This is a genomic window from Segniliparus rugosus ATCC BAA-974 (assembly GCF_000185725.2).
In the GTDB taxonomy this organism is placed as follows: domain Bacteria; phylum Actinomycetota; class Actinomycetes; order Mycobacteriales; family Mycobacteriaceae; genus Segniliparus; species Segniliparus rugosus.
Window position 1 is genome coordinate 1403929 of the sequence record NZ_KI391953.1, and the last position, 24505, is coordinate 1428433.

The 24505-nt window shown below is 62.2% G+C and carries 28 protein-coding genes; 7 read left to right on the forward strand and 21 right to left on the reverse strand.

The window, feature by feature from the left end; genetic code table 11:
• Positions 1-2: 2 nt before the first annotated feature.
• From HMPREF9336_RS17445 to HMPREF9336_RS19295, 20 genes are all read right to left on the reverse strand, one after another.
• The gene (locus tag HMPREF9336_RS17445) at positions 3-3038 is read right to left on the reverse strand and encodes a hypothetical protein (protein ID WP_051357177.1); all 3036 of its coding nucleotides are present in this window, start codon (positions 3036-3038) and stop codon (positions 3-5) included.
• A 48-nt stretch (positions 3039-3086) separates the two neighbouring features.
• The gene (locus HMPREF9336_RS06875) at positions 3087-3461 is read right to left on the reverse strand and encodes a hypothetical protein (RefSeq protein ID WP_007470325.1); all 375 of its coding nucleotides are present in this window, start codon (positions 3459-3461) and stop codon (positions 3087-3089) included.
• Positions 3462-3511: 50 nt separating this feature from the next.
• Positions 3512-3871 (reverse strand): phage tail assembly protein, encoded by a 360-nt coding sequence (locus HMPREF9336_RS06880; RefSeq protein ID WP_007470326.1) that lies wholly within the window; start codon positions 3869-3871, stop codon positions 3512-3514.
• A 103-nt stretch (positions 3872-3974) separates the two neighbouring features.
• Complete coding sequence (locus HMPREF9336_RS06885; protein ID WP_007470327.1) at positions 3975-4856, reverse strand: phage tail tube protein; 882 nt, start codon at positions 4854-4856, stop codon at positions 3975-3977.
• A gap of 19 nt (positions 4857-4875) precedes the next feature.
• Positions 4876-5280 (reverse strand): hypothetical protein, encoded by a 405-nt coding sequence (locus HMPREF9336_RS06890; protein ID WP_007470328.1) that lies wholly within the window; start codon positions 5278-5280, stop codon positions 4876-4878.
• A gap of 21 nt (positions 5281-5301) precedes the next feature.
• Positions 5302-5619 (reverse strand): DUF5403 family protein, encoded by a 318-nt coding sequence (locus HMPREF9336_RS06895; RefSeq protein ID WP_007470330.1) that lies wholly within the window; start codon positions 5617-5619, stop codon positions 5302-5304.
• Positions 5619-5969 (reverse strand): hypothetical protein, encoded by a 351-nt coding sequence (locus HMPREF9336_RS06900; RefSeq protein WP_007470332.1) that lies wholly within the window; start codon positions 5967-5969, stop codon positions 5619-5621. Before HMPREF9336_RS06900 ends, HMPREF9336_RS06895 begins: the two co-directional genes overlap by 1 nt.
• Positions 5966-6376, reverse strand: coding sequence for a Gp19/Gp15/Gp42 family protein (locus HMPREF9336_RS06905; protein WP_007470333.1), 411 nt, complete (start codon positions 6374-6376; stop codon positions 5966-5968). Before HMPREF9336_RS06905 ends, HMPREF9336_RS06900 begins: the two co-directional genes overlap by 4 nt.
• A gap of 154 nt (positions 6377-6530) precedes the next feature.
• On the reverse strand, positions 6531-7529 hold the full coding sequence (locus tag HMPREF9336_RS06910; RefSeq protein WP_007470335.1) for a phage major capsid protein: 999 nt from the start codon (positions 7527-7529) through the stop codon (positions 6531-6533).
• Positions 7530-7543: 14 nt separating this feature from the next.
• Positions 7544-8041 (reverse strand): hypothetical protein, encoded by a 498-nt coding sequence (locus HMPREF9336_RS06915; protein WP_007470337.1) that lies wholly within the window; start codon positions 8039-8041, stop codon positions 7544-7546.
• Between the two features lie 59 nt (positions 8042-8100).
• Complete coding sequence (locus HMPREF9336_RS06920; protein WP_007470340.1) at positions 8101-8970, reverse strand: VG15 protein; 870 nt, start codon at positions 8968-8970, stop codon at positions 8101-8103.
• Positions 8967-10355: a phage portal protein gene (locus HMPREF9336_RS06925; RefSeq protein ID WP_007470342.1), complete on the reverse strand. Its 1389-nt coding sequence runs from the start codon at positions 10353-10355 to the stop codon at positions 8967-8969. The genes HMPREF9336_RS06920 and HMPREF9336_RS06925 overlap by 4 nt, the downstream gene beginning before the upstream one ends.
• Positions 10352-12028: a hypothetical protein gene (locus HMPREF9336_RS06930; protein ID WP_007470344.1), complete on the reverse strand. Its 1677-nt coding sequence runs from the start codon at positions 12026-12028 to the stop codon at positions 10352-10354. The genes HMPREF9336_RS06925 and HMPREF9336_RS06930 overlap by 4 nt, the downstream gene beginning before the upstream one ends.
• Before the next feature lie 29 nt (positions 12029-12057).
• Positions 12058-13035 (reverse strand): hypothetical protein, encoded by a 978-nt coding sequence (locus HMPREF9336_RS06935; protein ID WP_021030259.1) that lies wholly within the window; start codon positions 13033-13035, stop codon positions 12058-12060.
• Positions 13028-14221 carry an N-acetylmuramoyl-L-alanine amidase gene (locus HMPREF9336_RS06940; protein ID WP_007470348.1) on the reverse strand — a complete coding sequence of 398 codons (1194 nt, stop codon included), beginning with the start codon at positions 14219-14221 and terminating at the stop codon, positions 13028-13030. Before HMPREF9336_RS06940 ends, HMPREF9336_RS06935 begins: the two co-directional genes overlap by 8 nt.
• 109 nt (positions 14222-14330) lie before the next feature.
• Positions 14331-14678: an Ig-like domain-containing protein gene (locus HMPREF9336_RS06945; RefSeq protein ID WP_156920310.1), complete on the reverse strand. Its 348-nt coding sequence runs from the start codon at positions 14676-14678 to the stop codon at positions 14331-14333.
• Between the two features lie 131 nt (positions 14679-14809).
• Positions 14810-15058 (reverse strand): phage upper tail fiber protein, encoded by a 249-nt coding sequence (locus HMPREF9336_RS18940; RefSeq protein ID WP_051357179.1) that lies wholly within the window; start codon positions 15056-15058, stop codon positions 14810-14812.
• A gap of 839 nt (positions 15059-15897) precedes the next feature.
• Positions 15898-17196, reverse strand: coding sequence for an LtfC-like domain-containing protein (locus tag HMPREF9336_RS06965; RefSeq protein WP_007470353.1), 1299 nt, complete (start codon positions 17194-17196; stop codon positions 15898-15900).
• A gap of 93 nt (positions 17197-17289) precedes the next feature.
• A complete protein-coding gene (locus HMPREF9336_RS06970) occupies positions 17290-17694 on the reverse strand; it encodes a phage terminase small subunit (RefSeq protein ID WP_244431603.1) in 405 nt (134 codons plus the stop codon).
• A 65-nt stretch (positions 17695-17759) separates the two neighbouring features.
• Complete coding sequence (locus HMPREF9336_RS19295) at positions 17760-18185, reverse strand: HNH endonuclease (protein WP_156920311.1); 426 nt, start codon at positions 18183-18185, stop codon at positions 17760-17762.
• Positions 18186-19508: 1323 nt separating this feature from the next.
• Here HMPREF9336_RS19295 and HMPREF9336_RS06980 point away from each other — a divergent pair.
• From HMPREF9336_RS06980 to HMPREF9336_RS07015, 6 genes are all read left to right on the forward strand, one after another.
• Positions 19509-19775 carry a hypothetical protein gene (locus HMPREF9336_RS06980; RefSeq protein ID WP_007470359.1) on the forward strand — a complete coding sequence of 89 codons (267 nt, stop codon included), beginning with the start codon at positions 19509-19511 and terminating at the stop codon, positions 19773-19775.
• Positions 19775-20014: a hypothetical protein gene (locus HMPREF9336_RS18355; RefSeq protein WP_021030261.1), complete on the forward strand. Its 240-nt coding sequence runs from the start codon at positions 19775-19777 to the stop codon at positions 20012-20014. Before HMPREF9336_RS06980 ends, HMPREF9336_RS18355 begins: the two co-directional genes overlap by 1 nt.
• 195 nt (positions 20015-20209) lie before the next feature.
• Complete coding sequence (locus HMPREF9336_RS06990; RefSeq protein ID WP_007470361.1) at positions 20210-20464, forward strand: hypothetical protein; 255 nt, start codon at positions 20210-20212, stop codon at positions 20462-20464.
• Positions 20465-22049: 1585 nt separating this feature from the next.
• Positions 22050-22847, forward strand: coding sequence for a RecB family exonuclease (locus tag HMPREF9336_RS07010; protein WP_007470366.1), 798 nt, complete (start codon positions 22050-22052; stop codon positions 22845-22847).
• A gap of 20 nt (positions 22848-22867) precedes the next feature.
• Positions 22868-23029 carry a hypothetical protein gene (locus HMPREF9336_RS18360; protein ID WP_156920312.1) on the forward strand — a complete coding sequence of 54 codons (162 nt, stop codon included), beginning with the start codon at positions 22868-22870 and terminating at the stop codon, positions 23027-23029.
• A complete protein-coding gene (locus HMPREF9336_RS07015) occupies positions 23026-23238 on the forward strand; it encodes a hypothetical protein (RefSeq protein ID WP_007470367.1) in 213 nt (70 codons plus the stop codon). Before HMPREF9336_RS18360 ends, HMPREF9336_RS07015 begins: the two co-directional genes overlap by 4 nt.
• Positions 23239-23257: 19 nt before the next feature.
• Here HMPREF9336_RS07015 and HMPREF9336_RS07020 read toward each other — a convergent pair whose 3' ends face one another.
• A complete protein-coding gene (locus HMPREF9336_RS07020) occupies positions 23258-23593 on the reverse strand; it encodes a histone-like nucleoid-structuring protein Lsr2 (RefSeq protein WP_007470369.1) in 336 nt (111 codons plus the stop codon).
• 103 nt (positions 23594-23696) lie between these two features.
• Between HMPREF9336_RS07020 and HMPREF9336_RS17450 the strand changes: the two genes are divergently transcribed.
• A complete protein-coding gene (locus HMPREF9336_RS17450) occupies positions 23697-24479 on the forward strand; it encodes a hypothetical protein (protein WP_007470371.1) in 783 nt (260 codons plus the stop codon).
• The last annotated feature ends 26 nt before the right edge of the window (positions 24480-24505 follow it).

A 24505-nucleotide genomic window follows, 5' to 3' on the forward strand; every position in this document is an offset into this window, starting at 1 on the left:
AATCACCTTCCGGCATATTGCATCGCGTCTTTGTTCTGCTGATTCCGCTGCACCTGCATTGCCTGGTCGATGTTCGAGACGTTGAAGACGTATTGCGAGCCAAGCTGAAAGCCTTGATCCAGGAGGTTCGAGAGAACCCCGTTCCCTCCCACGCCGATATCCGACAGGAATTGTTTCCCGTTCGCCTCCGCGAAATCCCAAGGGACTTTCGCCGCCTTCATCATCGTTCCGGCCATCTCTTTATTCAGGTCGTACGCGTTTCCGATCTCCTCGGTGTACGTCCCAGCGGTTTTCACTTGCTGCGCCTGGATGGACAGCTGGTCCTTCTGGATCTTGATCTGGTCCATTTGCTTCTTGATCTCGGCGCGCTTCGCCTTGTCTTTCGTGGAATCCAGCTCAAGCTGCAATTGCGCCTGTTGCAATTGCAGCTCCTTCCGCTGCGCTGAAATATCGTCCAGTTGGGCCTTCGCGGCCCGGTCGAGGTGCCTACGCACCCCTCGCGCCCCGGACATCGAGTCCCGGACCCCGCCAGAGATGGACGACACCGAATCCGCGACAGGCGCTAACGCCTGCTGGAGACCGCCGAAGTTGAAATTGAAAGCGACGTTCGCTTTGTCCCCGAACACGTCCTTGGCCGCTTGCATGATCGCTTTGGCGGTGTCCACCACGTGCTGCTGCTCGTCGTCCAAACCGTTCGCGAAGCCTTGCCCGACGTTCTGGCCGATCTCGTGGAAGACCTTGGAGGGGGAGTGGATGCCGAGGAAACTCGTCACGGCGTTCTTCGCGTCACTGGCCACGCCCACGGCCGCGCTCGCGACCGCGCCCGCCATCGATTTGATGCCGTTGACGAACCCCTGGACCATCTGAGCGCCAGCGCTCGACAGCAGCGACCCGAGGTCCCCGAGAGCCGAGACGAACCGGCCAGGCCAGGTGCCGATCTCGGAGACGATGGTCCCGGCTCCGGAGGAGACCACGCCCGCCAGGCTCGAGACGGCGGACTGGACCGCCGAGACCACGCCGTCCCACACGCCCGAGGCGATAGAGACGGCCGAAGACCACGCGGAAGACAGCTCGGCGGGGATGGACGCGAAGAACGTCCCGATAGTCGAGACCGCGCCGGAAACCGTGGAAGTCACCGAGGCCCACGCGCTGGAAGCGCCCCCCGACAGCGACGACCAGACGCTGTCCCAAGCGGAGGAGATGCGCGACCCGAGGTCGCTCATCGTCGCGGACACGTCCGACGTGAGCTGCGACCACATCCCCGAGACCAGGGCCAACGGCGCGTCTACGAAAATATGTTTCGCCCAAGAGGCAATCTCCGCCGTGGAGGACGACACGTCCGATTTGAACTGGTTCCACATAGAGGACGCGGCATTGGCGATAGCGGCCCAGGCATCAGCCGCCCATTGCTTTACGTTGTTCCAGTACTGCTGGGCTTTGGTGCCGTCCCAGGCGAGATCTCCCTTCTCGTTGCCGAAAAGCCCGTACTCGCCCTCCCAGCTATTCGGGTCGCCTTTGACGATTCCGTACCGGTTCTTTTTCCCCTCTTTGGAGTCCCCGCCGCCGAAGATGCCCGACAGGCTGGAGACTCGGTCGGCGGCTTTGTTGAACTCGGTGAGGAAGTCCGTCAAGTCAACGAAGAAGTGGCCCAGAGCGGGAAGCCCTTTTTCGATGATGAATCTGAGACCGGAGACAAACTTTTCTATCTTGTCCCCGGACTTCGGGTCGGAGAGGAAGTCGAACCCTTGCTTGGCCAGGTCTTTGAGCAGACCGCCGATGGATTTCAGGGCCCCCCAGAAATTGTGCAGCGCGTTGTCGAGCGGGGACTTCCCGTCCGAGCCCGCAGCGGTGATCTTGTCGACCCAGTTGTCGAACGCCTCGCCCGCGCGGTTGAACGCGTCGGCCAGGTTCGGAAACTTCCCGGCCACCTTCTCGGCCAGGGTCAATAGCCCGTTGGTGAAACTGGCCACGCCGGGAGCAGATCTGCTCAAAGACTCACCGATGGAGCTGACGATGTTGTCGACCTTCGCCAGCCCAGGACCAGAGGTGAGCGTGTCCACGAACGCCTTCGCCATCCCGCTCAGCCCGTCCGCCACCTTCGGAAGCGAGGCGGCGAGGGTCGGCATTAGTTTGCCGATGTCGGAGAAAACCGAGGTGAGCTTGCTTGAGAAGACCGAGGAGACCGCGGATTGCACGGGCTCGAACATCCGCCCGAAATGAGGCTTGCCCTTTTTGTCGAACTCCAACAGGCCAGAGTCCATCGCGGCCTTTTTGATGCCGTCCATGCCCAGGGCGACAGCCGCCAACGGGGCCAGCACGCCCGCCGCGACGGCCGGTAGGGAGACCAGCGCCCCGGAGACCAGAGCGAGAACGGGAGGCAGCAGCGCGAGCGCCGCAGCCAGCGCGATGACGGTCGGCCCGACCCCGGCGAACGCGGTGCCCAACCGGCCCACAGACGGGACCGCCCCCCGCGATGCCTTCCCGAAGGCGCTCAAGCGGCCCGAGAGAAGAGCGAGCCCGCCGCCGTCCTGCGAGAGCCGTTTGAGCCCAGAGCCCGCCAGCGCCGTGGCGTTGACGATGGACCGGCCCCACGATTTGAAGCGGGCCGTGTTCGCCGCGAGGGACATGTCCAGCTCCCGCAGCTTGCGGGCATGGGACTTCAGGGACTCCCGAGCCTCGCGAACCGCGACGGCCCAGGTCTTGACCCAGGCGGCGCTAGCGGACAACGAGCGGTCTTGCTGTCTCAGCAGCGTCTGGTGGTATCGCAGAGCGTCAGTGAGATCCCGCACCGGGCGAAGCGCGCGAGAGAACGCCGTCCCGACGATGCCCGCCGACTTCGCGGCCGCGCCGTTCTTGTCGACGTCGATTCCCACGCCCTTCGCGCCCTGGGCGCGAAGCTCTGCCAGCAACGCCTCGAACTCGGCCTTCACGCCCTTCGCGTTGAGGTCGACATCGACCGATACCTCGGCCCGAAGCTCCTTTTCGACCTGCTCTATGTCCCTTTTGAGCCGTCGCCGGAAGTCTGATGTGTCTGGCATGACACGGATGAAGATCCGACCGACCGACTGACCGCCGACACTTGGCATTTAGTCACCTGTTTTTCTTTTCCGAGTCGCAGCGAGACGAGCGGCGGCGACAAACGCGAAAGAGCCCTTTCGCGGGCGTGCGCGGTCCTCTGGGACCTCTGGGGCGGGGAAGGGCTCGGGAGGTTTCGGCTTCGCGGACTTCTTCGGGTCGAGATGCGCCCGCAGATACAGGTATTGCAGCGCCCGCAGAGCGTTCACGGTCGCGACGAGCGCGTACCTGCTCTCGTCCCATCCCCGGAACTGCGAGCCGCCACGGCACTCAGCCTCGTAGTTCGAGCCGATAGGAAGCCACTCGATCAGCGTCAGCACATACCGGGGGCTCAGCGGGGCCTCCTCTGAGAAGAGGCCCCGCAGGTCGATCTGGTAGTGGTGCAAAAGGTCAGCGATAAGAGCCCCGCCGTGCCTGTCGATCAGGCTGGCGAGGGTTACGCTTCCCCCGGCTGCGTCCCCTCCATCCACAGCTCGAAGACCCGCAGCGCCAAGGCGATATCGTCGTCCAGCGCCTTCGCCAACGTCTTGTGCCTCCCGGAGACGATGGTCAGCACCGACACCACGGTCTCGAACTGCTTGTCCAACGCGGCAGCGTCGAGGCTCGCCCCCTCGTCCGCGTCCGAGTCCTCCAAAGCGTTGATCAACCGGAGAACCTCGTCGCGGTCCTTCTTCCCGAGGCGCAGAAGCCCCTTTAAGACAATCGGGTCGGATTCCCCCGGCAGTCGCAGCCTCACCGGGGCGTACTTCGCCTCCAGCTCTTCGCGGAGAGTGTCCAAGGTGTAGACGTTCGACATTACGGTCCTTTCAAGAATCGGCGGGCGAGGAAAAGAGAGAGGGGAGCGGAGGCCCGCCGAGAATCCGCCCTCCCTCGTCGCAGGCGCGGTCGCAGCGCCTCGGTCAGCTCGCGAGCGGGAACCAGTCCTCGTTGATCCACTCGTAGAGGTTTCGAGACCCGTGCTTGAGGAACGTGGCCTTGATCGGGAACGACGCGAAATCGTCAATCGGAAGGTCGACCCCGTCGTCACGGCTCACCGACGCTTTGGGGACGTAGAACCCGACTTTGTCCTCCCCGTCCACGATGATCACGAAGAAAGCCCGCTCGTTCACCTTTCCGGTGTCGCCGGAAACGCCGAACACGCCAGGCTCGGTGGAATCGTTCTTGCCGTAGTACAGCTCGAACGCGGCGGTGTCGACCTGCTGGAGCTTCACCGTCAAATAGTCGGCGGGGGACTCGGTCTCGATCTCGCGGAGTTTGGCGTTCTGCCAGGTGCCGCGAGTCTCGCGGTTGCCGCCGTCAAACCCGAATTCGGGCATGTCGTTGCGGGACGTGTGCCCGACCATGCTCCAGCCGTTCGGGGCGGCCGCGATCACGGCACTCGCCGTAGCGCCAGAGCCCTCAAGCGAGGCGCTGGAGGTCAGCAGCGCCGGAAACGCCTTGCCTTGGAGCTGACCGACGAAAGCGACCGAAAGGCCGTCGGCCAGACTCGCCCCGGTCACTAGGACGTTGCCCGCGCCGAGAGAGGGCAACGACTCAAGCGCCGTCTGGACCGCAGCGGCGGAAGCGTCGAACGCGACAACCACCGGGGTGTCCGCCGCTTCCTTCTTCACGGTGAAAGTGCCGCCGGTGGCATTCTCGACTTTCAGGGTCTGCACCTGAGCGCCGAAAGAAATAGGGTCGATAGTCGCGAGTTCGGCGGCGGTCGGGCGGGCAGTTCCCACCGGAGCGGTGTAAATATACCCGACCGCAGCAGTCAAAACCGCGTTGTCATTCAAAGCCATAAGGCCGTCTCCTCAGAAATTAAAGGAATCTGGGAGGGCGCACGCCGAGCCGGATCAAGCCTTGAATTCGCCAGGAATCCTGAAAAGTCGATCCGAGCTGCATAGCGCCCATCGTTTCTTTGATCGAGTGCAGATACCCCGCCTCGGTCTGCGTCTGGTCCCTGACCGCGTCGTACAGCGCCTCCAGGGCGCGCTCGTAAAGTTGCTCCGTCTCGACAAGGCCGTCCGCGCCGAACGCCGACATTTCGACAATCGGCAAGGCCAAATGCCTCGGCCGGGTCTCATGGCGGAAACCACCGACCCGCCGGATGTTCACCAGCGGCATAGACCTTTGGTCGACGTCCTCAATCCACGAGCCGACTTTCACGTCTCGCGGGAGAGCGGCCCGCAGGATCGGCAGCACCACGGCTTGGACACGTGGCATTCCAGCCAAACTCCACCCCCTTTACCCGATGTTCTCTAAACCGGCAGCGCCGGTGAGGATGTAAAGGCCCGGAGCGAATTTCGGAGGGTCCGTCTCGTACTTGCCTTTGACGACGTGGCCGAACTCGATAGACAACGCAGCGTTGTCCTCCAGGTTCACCAGCCAATCGGTCTCGCCCTCGGTGAGCGTCACCCTCGCGGAGCCCGTCTGGCGGTGGATCGCCAGCCTCGCCTCGGCGTTGCCTTTGATACGCCGAGCGACGTCCCCCAGCTCGTGATGCACGCCTTCGACGTGCGAGACGACTTTGTTGATCGCCTTCTGCCCTAGAAGCCGCGCCATCACGACCGCCTGATCATGTAGCGCGAATGGGCCGTGGCGGGGGAGGAGTTGAACACCACCGGATCGCCGAAGATCGACCAGCGCACGCCGCGCCACTCGATCTGAGACTGAGCGCCGAGCACAGTCCGCCAAGACCGTGGGAACCTCAACAGATATATCTGCTCCGACTCGAAACCCTCCGAAGCCCGGTCTGCGCTATCGCCCCGGCCCGCCCAGCTCGCCGGGGCGATCCGAGCCCTGGCCGGTACGCCCGTACGGCCCGCCCGAGTCAACGTGTTCCCGTCCGCGTCCGTGTACGCCTCCTCGGGGAACACCAGAATGTCCTCGTTCGCCGCGTCCAACAGGCTCATAGCGGGAACCAGAAATCAGGCTCTGAACGCTCCTCGAACGGGGTTCGGACCCTCGGGGCGATCAAGAACACGCCGCCCGTTTTGACCCCCAACACGGCCCACTCCTCCGACAGCAGCTCCAACGTCCCCGAAGAGGCGTTCTGCATGAACTGGTAGGTGTAGTCCCCGTCCGTCTCCGAGAAGTAGCCGAACGGGTTGCGAACGAGCCGCAGCACCGCCTCGCACTCGATCTGCGCCACGTCGGCGGGGTCGACAACCCCGCCCGCGATCCTCTCCTCCAGGTCAGGAACCCGGCGGAGGATCATCCTCTCCACGTCCTCCAAGCGGCGCGTCACCAGCGTCCGCATTTCGGGCGTTAACTGCCTGCCGTACCGGTCTTCCACGTCTTGGGGCTGCGCGTACGTCATCTGAAGGAACCGCCTCGAATCCAGAGGCCGCGAGCGCCGCCGCGTCCTCGTCGGCAACGGTCACGACCGTTCCGGTTAATGGGTGAATGAGCCTCGCCATGGGTCTCCTTGGGCCAGGCGGGAGGGGGCCGCGCGGCTCCCTCCCGCAGGTCTGCTACGGGGTTTTGACGTTGCTGAACTTGACGAAGCCCTGCTTGTTGCCGAGAATCCAGCCGAACGTGACCTCGATCAAGATCGCGACCTGGTTGGTCTGCCACAGCGGAACAGTGTTCGTGCCGTCGCTCAGGGTTGCGGTGTCGCTGACCTTGACGCGGATCTCGTCGGCGAAGCCGTAGCGAAGCTGCGAGAAGTCGCCGCCGATGACCCGGATACCCGAGTCGGCGGCGGCTCCGAGCTTGCCTCCGACCGCCTTCCCGAACTGAGCGGGAAGCCCGAGGATGTCGCCCGTGGTCGACGCGAGATTGACCCGCGCCGGGTCGACGTTCCCGTTTGCGTCACGCCACGCGCCCTCTTTGACGATGGTGGAGCGGAACTGGGGGTCGACCGCCCAGCCGGAGAAATCAAAATCCGAGTTAGCCGCGACCAGGTCGTAGCCCGCGAGCAGGTCTTCGTACACCGTGGTCGAAGCGGTGTCGGGGAAGTTCACCGAGTTCGTGGTGTTCGCGATGACGTTGTCGGTGTCGATGCCCAAAAGCGCGCCACCTGTGAGCGTCGACTTGCCGTGGAACACCGCGAGGTCGATACCACGGCCAATCGCGTACGCCAGATCCTTCTGGACTTTCGTGAAAAGCCCTTGCGGATTCGTCCGCGCGAACTCCTCCGAGACGGTGACGATGCCAGCCAGTTTGATCGGGCTGAAGCTCTTGGTCGCCCACGCGGTGCCGGTCAGCGGCTTGAGCCCGCCTTCTCGCTCCTCGTTGCTGGTGCCCGCGCCGACCTGGCCGACCTCCGGTCGTTTGATCGTCATCGGGACCACGGTCTCGCCGTACGTCACCGGGATACGCTCGCCGAGACGCATGACCAGAGAGGACTCCTGCGCCTTTTCGAAGATCGGACCAACGAGGTTCTTCGGAATCAGATCCGAGGGGACATGGGCCAACCGGCCCTGATGGTTCCCCTCGACATTGGGGGAAAGTTCGTTAAGGGTCGCCACGTAGGGCCTCCTAATTATTTGGCGAGCTGGGAATTGACGAATGCCGCGAACATCGACGCGGGATCGGCGGAAGTCGACCCGGAGCTGAGCCCCTGAGACCTGTCAGTCGCGGCGGCAGGAGCGGCAGAAAACCCGAACATCGACTTGAGTTCCTCCGCGTGGGCTGCGAACTCTTCCGCGTTCGACCCCTGCAACGTCTTCGCGAAAGCGAAAACGTGGTCATGCGGGACCCCCGCCTGAATCGCGGTCACGACCCGGTCGAAATCCGCTTGAACAGCCTTCGAAGCGGCCTCCGCTTGCGATTTCCCCGAAGCCAAAGCCGCGAGCTGGTCCTCAAGCTCGCGGCGGGAAGCCTCAGCATCCCTGAGCTGCACCCGGTAGTTCGCGGCCTCCTGGCGAAGGTCGGAGACGTACTTGGCGCTGTAGGTCTGGGGCTTCTGCTCGACTTGCGGGGTAGCCTCCTGGGCTTGTACAGTGTCAGTATTATCTGTAGGTGTCGTTTGCTCCGACATAAAAAAGTGCCTCCGGGGCATAGAAAAAGGCCCTTCAAGGGCCTTTGGGTGTTGGATGGCTACGCGGCCAGCGCCGCGTAGTCGGACATGTCCGCGTCCCCCGCCGCCAGCATGCGGCGCAGAGCGTTGACCACGTCCTCGTTGAGGGTGAAGGGCTTCCCTTTGTTCTTTCCGGTCGTGTGGACCCGGTCAGGCTCCTCCTCGCGGAGCCTCCGGGCCGCTTTCTCGGCCTTGCCCCACAGGTCGGCGGCTCTGTCGGCTTCCTCCTTGCCGGGCCACGCTTTGTGGTCGAACACCGGCACCGCCTTGCAATCGCAGCCGGGATGCCATTTGTCCATGTATTCGCTCACGTCTTCGCCAGCGGCGATCATCTCCAACGCCTCGTAGTCGCTGAGATCGAGCCCCGCCGTGTCCGCGTACGAGTGCTCCGGGCCGCGAGAGATCAGCATCAGGCACCAGGCGCACGTCTCGCGACCAGTCGCGACCCGAGCCCAGCCACGAACCACGCCGAGATGCGGGTCCTCTCTCACCGCGTGGATGATCTGCCTTCGGCCCGCGTTCTCGACCTCCCTGACCGCGTTGAGAGCCAGCCTCGTGACCTCGTTGTCGGGCGAGTCCTTCTGGGACATCCCGCGCCGGGAGTCCTCCATGTTCTTCACGAACTGGACGAAGCTCGACCCGTCGGGCTCCCGGTTGTACTCGGGCAGATCCGGCTTATGCAGCGCCCGTTGGGCGTTGTAGAACCGTTGGGCGAGCAACGCCGCCCGTTCGCGCTGCCTGCTCACCTCCGGGTACAGCAGGTACATAAGCTGCATCCACTCCCCGTACGACAAGGCGGGGCCACGGGAGAACGATCCGAAGCTTCGCACGTAGTACGCGGTGGCCGCTGAGATCGCGGCCTGCTGGGCCGCGTACTCGTCCGGGGTCACGCCGCCCCTCCGGGCCGTTCAGAGGCGGCGGGCTCTCGCCGCTGCGCGGCGTACATCGACTCCAGCAGCGAGACCGGGTTTTCCTCATCGAACCAAGCGCGCATGTTGTCGCGCTGCGCCACCGAGTAGCCCATGTCGATCCACGCCTGCTCGCGCGGGATCACGCCCTGGCCGTTCGCGTACAGCTTCGTCACCGCGTCAGCCTTCGCCGCGTACGTCGGGGTCGCGGGGTTGTTCCACACGGTCTCAAGGCGGTTGTAGGACTCCGGGACCTGTTTGCCCATGACCTGGCTCGCGATCCTCATCGCCTGCTCCCACGAGCCGCCGAACATGCGGGCTTTTCGCTCGCACGTCTTCACCAGCCGCGCCTCCGACGCTTGCATGGCCTCCGCAGAGGCCGGGTTGTCGGAGGAGAACGAGAGGTATTGCGGAGGAAGCCCGGTGTAGGAGGCGAAATGCTTCGCCAGCTCGGAAAGCTCCTCGGTGAAGTTGCGGAGGTCAGCCGCCGAGAACTCGAACGCCTTCGCCTGATCGTTCTCCAAGGCCAAGATCCTGGCGAAGTAAACGTCGTTCACGTCCAGGCTCGACCCGTCGCCCACCAGATCCGGTTTGTTCACGCCGAAGAACACCCGCAGAGGGACCGCCATCAGCTCGGACGCTGTTTGCAAGTTCATCATCGTCCGCGCCGCCGCGTCCGTGAGCGTCCGCAACTCCGGGGTGATCTCCGATTGGCCGTACCGGTCTGAGAGCCTGCTACGGTTCACCAGGGGGACGACCGGGACGACCCCCAGGTTGTGCTCCACCGGCTTGCCGTCCGTGGCCCACGCGCCCGCCACGGACGACTTCTTTAAGTACACCGTCCGATCCGGCAAGAGCAGCGTGGCGCTGTCCGCCACGCTGCTGTGCGGGTCGCTGCTGTAGAGGCGCACAGCCCGCGTCACCTCGCGCGTTCGGGGGTCAAGCTCCGCGTACATCGACAGCGGCGACTCAAGCCGGATGATCGGAGAGTCGGCGCTGTCCCGCTCTCCGGGCGCGGCGACCGTGATGTACGAGCGACCGAACGTCAAAGCGTCCATGTGGCCCAGGCTCGACTCCTCGTCAAGGTTGTTGTCCTGCCACCACTGCCACAGAAGCCCCATGCCCTCGTCGGTGTCGTCGCCGTCGACGCGGAAGCCGACAACGTCCAAGCGCTCCTCGACAGAGCGCAGATACAGCGACGGCCAGCCCACGTTCACCCGCAAATACCGCATCTCCGGGGGAGCGCCAAGCCCCAAGGTTCGGAGCCGGTACGTGGAGTCCAGATAGCCCTGCGACTCTCGCAAATCTCCGATGCTGGCGCGCAGCACGTTCGACAGCTGCTCGACATGCCGGTCGTAATCCGTCATTTGAGCACCACCGCCCCACGGCCCCTGTTTTTACTGCTCATCAAAAATTCCTGTCTCGCGCCGAACGCGAGGACGGCGCAGACCGCCAAGTCGATCTTTCGACTGGAATCCTTGCTTGCCTTGCGAATGCTGATCGCGTCGTATGTCGTGGGGTGCCTTCGCGCGTTCAGCACGTGCTGCCGCAGCGCCGGGTCGCCGTCGTGGAAGATCTCGCGCTCTAAGACCGCGTCAAGGAAGCGCTCGCAGTCCAACGCGAACCGTTTCGTCTGGCCGCGCATGTCGAACGCGACCGGGTTGCCCGGACTCGCGTTCACCTTCAGCCTCCGCTTGAAATCCCGCCCCCACGCGTCCACGTACGCCTCGAACTCCTTCACGTCCGCGCGGAACGCGACCACGTCGTACCGCTCGAAGCACGAGCGAACGACCGCGTCCACGTCATCGCGGGGAACCTCCCCGTTCGGAAACTCGTCCGGGTTCCAAACCCGGATCTTGAACAACATCCCGTCGCTGATCCGGCACGCCACAACGCCTGTGTGGTCGCCCGACTTCGAGCCGTCGAACCCGAGCGCGACACGGTCGCCCCTCTTCAGGGCGAAAAGCTCGTCGGTGAGCGCCAGCGCGTCCCACTCGTACGGCGCTACCCAGGAGTCCTCAGAGGCGTTGACCTGGTTGAGGAACTTGCGCCGGGACTCGGTCACCGGATTCCGCACGTCCAACACGGATTCGAGAATCGCGTCCAGCGGGAGCCACACGGAATCCCCACGGGCGATCCGCAGGCCCTCGCGAAGCTTCTGAAGCCCCGCCTCGTGGCCCTCCGGGTCCTCGCGTTTGGACGGGATCTCCGACACGGGCGTGTCCGCAGGAGCCTCCAGCGCGTCGTACAGCGTGCTAACCTCGACCGCCTGACCGGACTCCACGGCCTGCCACGCCTCATAGTCCCGTTCTGCGACCGAGTCCTCGCCGGGGATGTGGGCGTTGCAGATCGCCAATGAGCGCGAGTCCGGGATCTTCGTCCTGTTGCCCTCGATCACACCGGCCATCTCGTGGCCCTGCACCGACTCGACCCACCACTGAGTCTCGTTGAGGATCATCATCGTGGGCCGGTTCCCCTCAATCGACTTGGGGGACGAGGTCACGGCCTCGATCCGGCCCCCCGCCGCCGAATAGATGATCGTTTTGTTGATCTCCAAGCCGTAGGTCTCCTTGAGCTTCTTGGAGACCATCACCGGAAACAGGCTGAACGTGTTCTTCGTCTGCTCTTGCGACACCGCCACGACCGAGATCCACGCGGCGTGGCGCGGCTTGCCAACCGGCTGGCCGTCAGGCCCGAAGTGGGAGAACGCCACCGGCCCGCACAGCTCCACCAAAGCGAGAGCAGCGGCCACAGGGTCCTTCCCCCAGCCCTTGAGCCGTCTGAGGACCCCTTTCCGGTACGCGTACTGGCCGGTCTCGTCCACCGCGTACCACCACAGGAGGAACCGTGCCTGCTCCAGCGTCGGCATAAACGGATCACCGGCTGTCTCGCCTCCCGGAGACTTCACGTATGTCGCGAGCCAATCCAGCACGCCCCAGCCGAGAGAGCGTTCCGGCAGGTACCAGCTGCCGTCTGTGTAGGTGCGCCAGGTCGGCCCGATGATGTGCGGCGGCGTGGGGGCGAGCTTCTTCTGTGCCAATCCCCGGCCTCCTTTTCAAATGTCTGTGATCACCCGCGTAGGAATTCGACGGCGGGGTCGAAGTTGTAGGCGTGCGGCGCGGTGCCGCCGCCGAAGAACTGGAGGGCGTTCACGATTGCCTCGCCCATGGCGATGCCCTCGGGGACCGGGCTCCGCACGAGTTCCCCGAGCTGGGCGAGCAGCGAGTCCTCTCCGTAGAAGAGGTCGGTGGCTTTCATGACGATCTTGCAGACCGCCCGCTTGTACTCGTCCGCGTCGGTGTCGTAGTTGCAGGCGTACATGTCGCCCTCGTGGGCGTAGTCGCGCACCTCGAAGGCGGCGGACTCTAAGCCTTCGAGGCGGTCGTCAAGGATGCCGTGCGAGTCGGGCGAGGCGGTCGGGTAGGTCCACTCGTCCGAGTGCTGCACGCCTTTCTGGCGCATCGGGTTGCCCCAGAACACGACCTTCCGCAGGTCCTTCAGCCGGTGGTGCAGGCTTCCTGCCGGGTCCATGATCCGGTGCTTGAGGACCTGGCCCACCACGACAGCGCCTTGGGAGTACCCGGCCATCGCGAACGGGCCGGGGCGCTGGTCGATCTGGCGGGACAGCTCTTCGACCCCGTCGAGGATCGAGGGCCACATCGGGAACGGGGCGGCGGGGTAGTTGCCGATGGGCTGCCAGTCATACAGGTCCAGGACCGCGCGGGCGGTGTCGGCGGGGATGCCCGGCCCGAGGGGATCGGGCTGCCCGGTGCCGTGGACGGTGAACAGGGTCGGCTTCCGGGGAGGTGCCGGTTTCGAGTAGCCGCAGGCGCGTTGTGTCGCGTAGTCCATGACCCCGGTCGCGGGAAGGCCGAGCAGGATTTGGATGTTCGCCACGACGGCCTTCAGCCTCTCGTCGTAGAGTTCGGAGTAGTTCAGCCCCGAGGCGTGCGGGAACTCCCGCCGCAGGTACGCTTTGATGTCGGCCACTTTCGGGCTCAAATCGCCCATGCCCCAGCCGATCCACTTGCCGTTAGCATCATGCACTCTCGGTCACCACTCCGGTCTTGTCGCGGTCTGATGTGCCGCACACTTTGTCTCTGATCTGGGCGACGGCCTCCACGAGCGTCCTGCCCCCGAGGCAGTTCCAGCGAAGCGTCAGCTGGTCGTCGGCGGGGCCAACACGGATCGGGGTCGGCTGTTGTGGCTCAGGCTCCTGCCATTCCTCGCGGTCGCCAGCCCAGCGGGCAACGCGCTCGGAGAAGAAGTCCCACGGGAAGTTGTCGCCCACGTCGGTATGGTTGTTGCCGTCTTTGAGATATTGGCCGCAGTACTTGTGATCCGAGATCCCGCCTGGGGGGCCGTAGCTCGGCGGGGTCAGGACCTTGGCGGGGATGCCGTACTTCTTGCAGTCCTGCACCGCCAGGTACGCCGCCACGTCGATGGCGGCGCTCCATTGCAGCCAGCGCTCGCGGGACCAGGAGACGAACGACCCGGCGAAGCACAGGTTGATCGCCCGGTTGTTGGAGTTGCCAACCGACCAGCTCGCGTAGTCGGTGTCCACGACATCCGCCACAGTGACTTTGCCGTTGTCCTGGGAGACCACGTAGTGGTAGCTGACCGGGTTGTTGGTTCCCTTGGTGCGTTGCAGCCAGTCAGCGCCTTCTACCGCGTCCGGTACGTTCGGGTCCCTGTCCACCACGCCTTCCCAGGAGTGGATCAAGAACAGGTCCGGTTTACGACCGGCTCGGCCCTGGTAGTTGCCGCACCAGCGTTCTACTTCCGTGAAGGTGGGCTTTTCCGGCATAGCAGGGCCTCCTATCGGCCAGAGTTTGTCGAGATACGGGGTCACCACGGAGATTCGGGACTTGATCTCCGCCAGGTAGGCTTTTCTGCCGTTGGCGAGCCAGTACTGGGCGGACGGCCAGTTTGGTGCCTGCTGCAACCAACAGATGTTCAGCCAAATGTCCCCGCGCCCTGGAGCTGACCGTTTGATGTCGAGCTTGTCGAAGAACGCTTTGACCTGGGCCGACGCGCCGTCGAAGCGGTTCGGGTAGCTCGCGTCCTGCTGGGCTACCCCGTAGGTCGTATTCGTCGGGTCCCAAACGGTCTCATCCCACTCGGACTCCTGATACAACGCCGACATCTCGGCCAGGCACTCGTCCCGCGTATGGTTCCGGCGCTGGGCCTCGCTGACGATGAGCTGGGCGACCTGGTCTTTTGTGGCGGGCACTGGGAGCCTTTCGAGTTGGGGTGACGAGCGGGGCACGAGCCTGCGACATACGGCTTTGGAGACCGCTGCTCTTCCAGTTGGACTACTCCCCGAATGCTCTGAGCTGCGCTCAGGCCACGGTCATGTACGAGGTGTTCTGCAAGGTCGGTCGGACGAAGAACGCGCCTTCGCCGTAGTACTGGAATCGGACGGTGCTCTCATCCGAGAGGTTGCCTGTCCACGAGTAAGAGAAGCTGGAGCTGTTCGAGCCGCTGGTGGCTACCACGGAGCCGTTCACCAAGATTCGGACCCTGGAGTCGGGGACGCTTCCACCCGAGACGTTCGCCCGAACAGTGACCGTCGCGCCCGTCTTGCTTCCTTGCACAACGACGGCGGGGGGCGACCCCGACACGACGGTGTCGGGGTCGCCAGCTCCGAAGTTCGGCACGTCGATCCAGTTCGTTCCGGTTCCCGTCAAGTTGGCAGTGACATTTCCGCGAGCGGGAATCCACGCCTGCCAAACTTTGACAGCGCCTTTGTAGACGCGCTTGACCAGCGTCGATCCTTTGTAAAAGGCGGTCGGGCCGGTCGATCCTTTGTAGACGGCCATCAGCTCACCATGTAGATCGTGTAGGTGTCTTTGGTCGCGATGGCGTTGTACTCGGCCTGGGTTCCGAACCAGAAGACCATCTTCGCGTCGAGCAGGTTGCCCCCCTCCATGACCTTGCACCACGCGCGTCCGTAGCCCAGCTTGCCCATTTCGATCTCGGCGTTGGCGTTGATGTCCGCGTTGACAATGGTGCCGTCCGCTATCTTGTCGCTGGTCACAGCGTTGGCGGCAAGCTTCGGGCCGGTCACGGACCCGTCTGTGGGGGTGCGTGTGTCTGAGAGCCTGGGATCGTTCCCGGCACAGGCTGTCGACCCGGTCGTACCGATAACCAGACTGGAAGTCCCGGCCCCGAGGGCGGATCTGGCGGCGGCTGCGTCCGCCGCTGTGAGGACCGAGCGGCCTATCGCGGTGCTGTCGCTGATGTTCGCGGCGGAAGGCTGGTAGTTGCCTGCCTTCGCCGTCGTGCTCGTTGTTCCGATAGTCGGAGGGAACGTGGGCGGCTTGTCTGTGATCCCCGCCCAGGTCGTGGTCCCGGCCGCGCCTTGCGGACCTTGGGGGCCTTGGTCTCCGGTGTCGCCTTTCGGGCCGGTGGCACCCGCTGGGCCAGTCGGTCCTTGAGGGCCTGTGGCCCCGGTGTCGCCCTTAGGCCCTACGGGTCCTTGTGGTCCGGGCTCTCCTCGCTCGCCCTGATCGCCCTTCGCCCCTTGCACCGGGGTTCCTGCCGCCTCGGGAGGCCATCCCGTGGCCGTGCGGCGGTACAGCTTCCCGGCCGCGAGCCACACGTCGCCTTCAGAGACCCCGGAGGGCGGCAGGTCCGCGTACGCGTCCACCTGTCCGTGAATCTTCAGCCCGTCGCCTTTCGGCCCGGTCTCGCCCTGTGGCCCCGCTGGACCGGTCGGCCCGACCGGTCCAGGAGCGCCTTGCGGGCCTTGAGGACCGGCGGGGCCTTGGGTACCTTGAGGGCCGGGATGTCCGGGGATTTGGATGATATGCCCGACCGGCAAGGTGGCCGACCCGACAATCGTCCCGGAGGGGGAGCCGACGTACGACACGGCTGGAACGCCATCTGGAGGCGACCCTTTCAACATCATTCCTGCACCATCACCCTTCCCCGCGCGACCGGGTCGCCGCCAGCGGGCTCTCCCTCGGGCAGGAACACCAATTGCCACCGTGTGCGGGGCTCGATCAGGTCCACCTGCTCGCTCTCGACCTTGATCGTCGCTTTGGCCCCGTCGATGGTGAACGGCCAAATCGTCATCCGCGCCTTGCCCGGTCTGATGACCGAGACCTCCACGCGCTGCTCGTTGTTGACCCCGGTGAGCGCCGTGGTGTCCGGGGCGATAGGCGGGACGTAGGTGTCGCTGAGCGCTCCGACGAACTCGACCTGGTAGACGTGGTTCCAGTAGAAGTCAACGTGGACTGTGGAGAACAGTCCGACGAGCTGGGCCACCGAGTTGATGACCGATTCGATCATGTTCGAGGTGACGTTCACGCCGAACGTGATCAGCCCCTGCTCGTCGTAGGACTTGAGCGAGGTGACGGTCAGCTTCGCGTTCTTCGCCTGCGACACCGAGAACTCGATGTCCACGCCCAGCAGCGAGTCGAACGAGTTGAACAGCCCGTTCACGGTCGTGTTGATCAGGTTCATCAGTTGCTCGTTGAGCTGCGCCAGCCCGTTCGTGATTGTGGAGGTGCGAACGCCTGGGAAAAGACCGCCTGTCAGCCCCCAGCCGAGCCCCCAGCCGAATCCGAGGATCTGCTGAACGTCTGTGCCCGCCAGCGCTCCGACGAACTCGACTCGGTAGGTGTAGTTGTCGATCTTGGTCACGGCCGCGTTGCCCGCGCCGATGGTGGACAACGCGGAAAGCTTGCTCTGCACGGTCGCTGCGTCCGCGCCGAACGGGATGTCCGCCGTCGTCTGGCCGCTGTAGTTGAGCCGGAACGTGCCGCCCGTCGGGTTGCCGTACAGCTTCACCTCTTGGATCTCGTTGTGGGCCGCGTTGAGCGTCAACGTGATCTCCCACACCGGGATCAGCCTCCCCGCGCCCACCTTCACGTTCCCCGCGCCGACCGAGGGGATGGCCTCCAAAGCGTCGGTGATGTCGCCTTGCATCCCGTACGGGTTGGTCGTCGCGTCGTAGTAGTCGATGTCGGGGGAGTACTCCCCGAAAACGCCGAGCTTGTAGGTGCCGCCGCTCGCGGCGATCACGCTGACCTCCTGCATCGCGTTGTGCGCGCCGCCGGTGTCCAGCTCGAAGTACAGCTTCCCAGGCGGGAAGGGGGTCGGAAGCCGGTTCTCGTCCAGGTTCTCGAACATGAAGCGGAAATCGCGGAACCTGGTGAGCACCAGCGGATCTGGCTCAAGCTCGACGCCGACGACAGACATACGAATGCGCCTTTCGGATTGAGGTGACGGGGTGATGCCACGGGCGGGGAGCGCGGAAAGGAGTGAGACGCGCTCAACCCGCCCGTGGCGGTCTTAGGGGCTCTCGGAGAGCCGTTGCCGGAAGAGCGAGGCCACGTCGAGGACGACTCCTTCGGACTGGTCTCGCTCCACCTCCAGCCGAACCCGCCGCCGAGCGCCCTCGGTGATCAGCAGATCCGTCAACATCTGGTTGACCACCGTGAGCATCTGCGCGGACGGTCGAGACGACTTCACCAGGCCGTCGACAAATCCCATGGCGAGGCGGGCGAAATGCCAGTCCGAGGGCTCGTAGTACCTCGACTGCGCCGACTCCGCGAGCGACGAGTACAAGTCTTTGACGATGGGATGCGGGTCGTTGATCCCCAAGTCGGGGACCGTCACGGCTCCGATGGCCGCGACTTTCTCAACGGGCACGTCCTCTTTGTTTCGGCGGACGCGCTGGTCGGATCGCTTGGGCACGGGGCCTCTGGTCCCCATAAACACCTCCAGGGTGGACAGGCGGGCACCAGGACCGCCGATGGTTGCTACCGGCTCGAGCCGGGATGGCGTTCGACAGGGCGCTTCCTCAGCGCCCGAAGCTCGCGTTTGCGGTTGTTCCCCTCAGACGAGGATTTCTTACCGTGGCAGTGCGAGCACGCGGCCCTGAGGTTGCCGCGCGAATGGTCGTCGCCGCGCCGGATGTGGTCGACCTCGTCGGCCGAGCCAAGACAGCCCCGGTGCCGGATCTGGCAGAGCCAGCCAGCATCCCGGAGGACCCCGGCCCTGATCCTCGGCCAATCGGGCGGAAGCCGGTCCTTCCGCCGCGACGATCCCCAACCGCCGACAGACAACCCTTCCACCCCTTTAAAGGGACCAACGCCTTCGGGCGTTGGTCCGAACCGGCTCCAGCCGGTTCTTGCAATCGACGGTTGAGGACTACGAAGTAGGACCAACCGGAGAACAGTTGACATGCGGCCTTTTTGGCCGCTTTCAAAGGAAAGCTATCTATTAAGAGCGCCTTCAGGCGCTCTCTAAGAGACTTCTCGACTAAGGAGAGCCTTACCGAAGGCTCTCCGAAGGAGAGAAGTTGTGAAGAACTTCTAATTCTCTTGAAAAAACCCTTCTAACTGGGTTTTTTCCAAACGCAACGCCTTCAAGCGTTGCTTTAATTTATTTTTTAATTACATAACTTAAATAGGGCGAGCATTCGCAAATAATTCTCACTCGTATATCAAATTGTTATAAACATAGTGCTCTTCGACACAGTTCACGGCGACCGAAACCCCTCTGTGAGCTTGAAACCCGTACAAAACCCCCTGTCAGCATCACGTCCCGATCTGGAAGTAGGGGGGAGGGGTGGCCCCCGTGGGGGTGGATGTCAATCCGAATGACAACGAGGGCGGGCCGAAGCCCGCCTTGAGTGTTGGCGTAGGCGCAAGTGCGCGGGATGCCCATGAGTTGGCCCATGCATGGCGCGCAGGGGCGTGTGTGCATGCTGCCTTCGGCCCATGTGCGTGATGCGTGCGGTTTATAGCTTTCGGTCCAAAGCTATAACTGGGCCGTCTTGGCTATAGCTACGTATAGCCGGGGTCCGCCGTGGCGGGGATTGTATGTGCGGCTCGGGCTGTGTGCCACGCCGTGAAAGCGCAGGTCAAAGAGAGTTGGGAATTCTAGGTTGACATTTCACAGCAGATCGTGCATACTTGTCTCATCGGACGGAAGCGCCCGAGAAAATAAACAACAAGCATTAGATTCAGGTTTCGCTTCGGGAGCCCCACGCTAGCGGGTTTGAGAGCGCACAACGCTAAAGCAACACTACGAACCGTGCCATACCTGTATCTAAAAAGTTGACATATCACAACTGATCAGCAAGATCCAAGGCAAACGGCGAACCCCTACGACCTTGGTGCAAATCCTGAAACACGGTAGCCAGAGCCACGACCGCAAAAGCGGTCTGGCCGTGGCAGACGAGCTTCGCTCGTCTGCCCGTCAGATAAAGCGACACACCTTCGAGCCGAAACGACGGCTCGGGCGCGGTGGACGGGCTTTGCCCGTCTGCCCGTTGGACGAAGATATTTCTTCTGGGCTGAGCGGCGGTCGAAAACCGCCCGCGAAGACACCCTGAAGCGCTTAGTACGCCGTGACGAGCAGCAGTAAGACGCATGTCGGCGGTAGGGAACGAACCAAGGAAGGTGTCGCCACGGAGGGCGGCTACTGGCGTAGCTGAGCCGAGTTCGATTCTTGGCCGTCCACTTCACAACTGAACATCGCAGATTCGATTAAAGGAGTTCGTCATGAAGTTTGTTTTCGCGGCTTTGGCTGTTTTCGCGGCCGCTATCGGAGTTGAGAACTGGGCGGCAACCCAGGATGAAATGGCCGATGTGGTCGTTGTGTCGTCGTTCCAGACTATGCCCGACACCGGTTCTCTGCTCGCTCCTGCCCCTGAGACGGAAACGGCTCTTCCGGGTGATGACAACGGCGATGGCGTGATCGATGAGGACGAGTCTGGCTGGGATTGCAGCACGATGGGTAACGGCATCTGCGGATCGGAGGAAGAGTGATGAGCGTGAATCGGAAGTTGGAAGCACACAACCTTGTTGGGGTGTCATGGATGGAAAACGGAATGCGCTTCGAGTATCCCAGCCCGAAGAGCACATACGGCGTTCGCCGCTCAGATGGCATGTGGTTGTCTTTTGACGGTGTCAAGCCTTACGCGCCTTCGGGCGGTCGCAAGACCGCTATCGAAGTCGCAGAAACCATCATCGTTGACGATTCTATCTTTTGGGTGAGTTCAAAATGACTAATACGGTTGATCGCTTCTTGATCTGCGAGGCAGAAAACGTGACCTTGGACGGACATCCCGCGAGGATCACGGGCTATAGCTTCCCGTTCGCCCAGGTGAGGCGTAGGGATGGCGTGGGCGGCTCTGTCGAGTTCGCTTGGGAGGCGGCGGCAATGATCATTGATCACGGTGGAAAGTTCAGGAGTTAAAGCGATGACCTTGAAGGAAGACTGCAAATACTTCTATGTCACGGCGAAAGACGGCCGTCGCGGCGGGTTCGCCACCGGGCCGTACCCGACTGCCGAGGCGGCGAAAGACGATGTGGAGCGGGTGAGTAGATGGGCTAACGAGAACCTGAAAGACCCGTACACGCCATGGATGGCTTGGGGGGTCACGGGAACTGTCCAACAAGTCCCGGCTGGGATGGTGAAGCTTAACGCCCTGATAGGCGGCTTCGGGGGAGAGTAATGAGCTACAGCGAAACATGCCCTGGGTGGTACAAGCAGCGGCACACCGAATTCTGAAAGAGGAAATGATGAATGCCGAGACTCGCGAGGCGATCCGTAAGGATTTGGAAGCCTATATTAAAACGCACGAGCTAGTCCATGACTGTAGAAGGTTGATTGACTGGTATAGCACGAGTCGAGTTGTTGGCTGCACCACCTGTGGCCTGTGGGAGGAAGCACTTGAGATCAACTATACCGATCACGACGGATCTAGGAGAACGGCGACCGTGAGTATCAACCTGCCCGAGTTCCTAGAGACCGTGTGAACAACCCCCGGAGGGGTGCCAGGGCGATGTCACGTAGTGACCTCGCCAGCCCGGAAGGTCGCAAGGCGGATGCTGGGAGGTGTCCGCCCGGAGCCGCTAGCGCGAGCTGGCGGCGAGTGCGCGTTCGACTCGCGCACCGGGCACTACCCCCACAAAACTGTCGGTGGGGGTCTGTATCTTGACGGCATGACAACGAAAGCCGAAGCAAAAAGCCTGGCTGAACTGCTAGTTTGCTGTGAACATGCGGTTCAGTGGATCCACCCTTGCGTACGCCATGACGGGTGTGATAGAACAATAGAGCGATAACGCGGAGGATGAAGGAGTCGCGCTGGTAGCGAGGGAGATTACTATGGTTCCGTCATGAATTGACACGTTCTTGGTTGACATATAACATACTAAATTGGCGAACTTATAATTTTCGGTAAGCGGCAAGGTGGTAATTATTATGTCATCTGATAGAGCTAAGCTGCCTCCGTTAACTCCCGGTATGGTAAAGGCTTTGCTGAATGACGGATACAGTCAGTCTGAAATTGGGCGATTGTCCGAGCGCACTAGGCAGCGGATTTCAGCGATTGTCAGAGAGCATAACATCAGGGATGAGTCCCCAAGGGAGAAAGCGGCAAAAGAGTTCCCTTTCAATGTTTTATCGATCCACCAGTCCGCATCTGTGTACAAGAGGCTGCGTGACCATGGGGAATATTATTTCACAAAGGGTGTCGGCATGCGCGAAGACAAGTTGTCACGCTTGCGCGGCTTCTATCGTAGGCTCAATAGCCTAGTTGTCGAGTATGATCCAAATATCCTCCCGATTCCTGGGGTGAGCACTAACGGGGGCTGGGCCTACCGGAGCCGTGAGACTTCAGATTCCAATTTGTTAATACGGATCAACGACTATACGAAACTAACAGAAGAAGGCTTTAACATTTGGAGGCTCCCGGATCAGGAGCCCTGATCTGTAGAGGAGTGCCTTATGGGTGCCAGTCCCCGCTGGAAAGAAATCGAGCTAGACATGTATTGCCCTGGGCGGCTTCTGGTGAGGACGGTCAAAACCGAGAACCATGTGACCATTATGGCGAGTAAGTCTGTCTCAATGCTTGAGACAGACGTGTCTAACTTAGTGTTAGTCAATTTCATCGGCCAGCACGGATTCTCCTTACTCCATAAAGAGATCGTGGATGACTTTAGCATGGACGGCGGCAGATCGGAGTTTTCTATTTACCGTAGGCGAGTTAGCATTTTTAAAAACGGGGAACACTTACTAAGTAATCTGGGGCTTGCAGGATGACTCATGCCGCTAAGCGGACGCTCAGCGTCTCGCAGTACAAAACCTACGAGCGTTGCCCGTACTCGTGGTACTTGTCCCGTGTCGAGAAGGCGTGGCAACGGCCCGCCGCGTGGCTCCCACAAGGGAGCGCGGTACACGAGGCAGCGGAGGCGTACGAGCGCTCCGGCAGGACGCTCACGCTCGACCAGGCGCAAGACGTGTACCGCGAGTCATATGCGAGGCACGTGGGCGAGTATTGCGAGATCACGCCGAACTTCAACTGGTGGTTCCGGTCTGGGTCGTACGGCGGCAAGGAGGACCTGGAGCGCCGGTTCAAGCTCGGACTTGAGCAGGTTGGGCGGTACCTCGACTACTACGAGACACATCCTGCGGAGGTTATCTGGATCGCACCGGACGGCACGCCGGGGATCGAGCTTGAGTTCAATATCGACCTTGACGGGGTTGCTGTTCGTGGGTTCATTGATGCGGTGATACCCAACGGATGCGGTGACGAAGTTCTAGTGAGGGACAACAAGACTGGCAATAGCCCTGGTGATGACTTCCAACTCGGAACCTATGGCGTGGCTTTGTCCGAGCAGTTCGGAGTGTTTGCCCCGGTCGGAGACTATTGGATGGGCCGAACCGGCAAGCCGACCAAGGCGTACGACATCTCCAAGTGGACAGTTGAGCGGGTGACGGAGGAGTTCCATCGGTTGGCTGACAACATCGAGGCCGAGCGGTTCGACCCGGACCCCGAGCCGTCAAAGTGCATGTTCTGTGACGTGGCGTACTCCTGTGACTACGCGGTCGGATGACGCAAGGAAGGGCTTGAGATATGGGAGATACTGATGATTATCCAACTTTTGATGTCCGTGCGGCTGTTAACAAAGCTATGAGCAACGCTCATGCAAACGAATGGGATGAGTGGGGTAGTTTCAGCCCGTTTCATTTCTTGAAAAGGCTTGAGGAAGCTGGTTACCGAGTGGTGAAGGCATGAGCCCTTCCAGGTGGAATGCTGACCTCGATGAGATTGTGAGGATACTTGTCGATGGAATGTGGGAGGGCGTTTACGCTGATGAGAGCTTTGACGCGGCGTACGCCGACCGTGAGATGAGCATTATCGACGGGATAGTTGATATCGGGCTAGCGGTCAGGGTTGCTTTGGGGAAGCTCAGCGAGTCCGGGTACTCGATTGTCAAGGACTAAGAGAGCGCTCAGTGGCTGACTAAGCGCTGGCCGCTTCGTAAGCGGAGATGACGTTAGCAGGCACACGCCCCCTGGGGGAGACCTCGTAGCCGTTCTTCGATGCCCAATTGCGGATAGCCGCTAACTTCTCGGACGAGTTCTTCTGGGTCGCGGAAACGGCTTTTCTGCCGCGTGCCCCGCTCACTTTCGTAGCGCTGGCGACCCACGGCTCCAGCTGGTCGCGGAACTTTGCGGCGTTCAGCGCCGAGAGGTCGATAGTGTAGCTGGCCCCGTCAAGCCCGAAGCTGACAGTCTCATCCGCTGTCAGGGTGTTGTCGGTGTCGTCCACCATTGTCACGATCACTTTTTTAGCCATTGGCACGGCTCCTTTCCGTCAACCCGAACGATTGTATACGAGCTGATCAGCTCATCCGATCAGGCGCGGCGGGCAGAGCTGAGATATTGAATAAGGAGGAAATATGGAAGTCGAGATCATCGACAACAAGCAGCAGCGGGCGCAGCTCGCGTCCCGGACGGACGTGTTAGACCGGGTGAAGCGGTTGGCGACTGTGCCGAATCACGAGTTCGCCACGACCGAGCAAGTCGCGGCGTTCTACGAGGTGGGAGCCGAAGTGCCGCGTGATCTAGTGAGGCTTCACCGGAGCGAGTTCGAATCTACAGGCTACAGAGTTATCCACGCTTCTGAACTGCGGGAATTGAAGAAAGACCTGAAGCTTTCGGGTGTATTGAAGGGTAAATCCGCTCAAGCGTTGTGGGACCGTAGAGCGGTCCTGCTGCTGGGGATGCTGCTGCGTGACTCGGAGGTGGCGAAGACGGTTCGCCGGTACCTGCTGGCGGCTGAGGAGAAGGCTCATGAGATCGCGACGGCCCCGAAGGGGGCGGTGGTGGAGGTCCGCCCTGACGAGTACACGAACCTTTTGGACAAGCTGATGTACACGGTCAGCACGTCGAACAAGACGGTGCAGGCTGTGTTAGAGCAGAACAACACGTTGATCAAGCTCTTGCTGGGCAATCATGTTGGGGGAGTGAAGACGGTCAGGGTCTTCGGCCCGGAGTACCTGGCTAAAGAGCTTGGAGAGCCGCTGGTGGAGGACGGGGTCAAGCTCAGTACCTGGCGTGGCAGGGACGGGAGAATTTGGGCGGGGTATCGGGATGAAAAAGGAAAGGTGTTGAGGTGGCTTGACTACAAGGCTGTGGTCCGTGCCTATCAAGGCTTTATAGCGCATGGAGAGGCTGCCTAGTGCCAGTGAACGGCTAGCAGTTATGT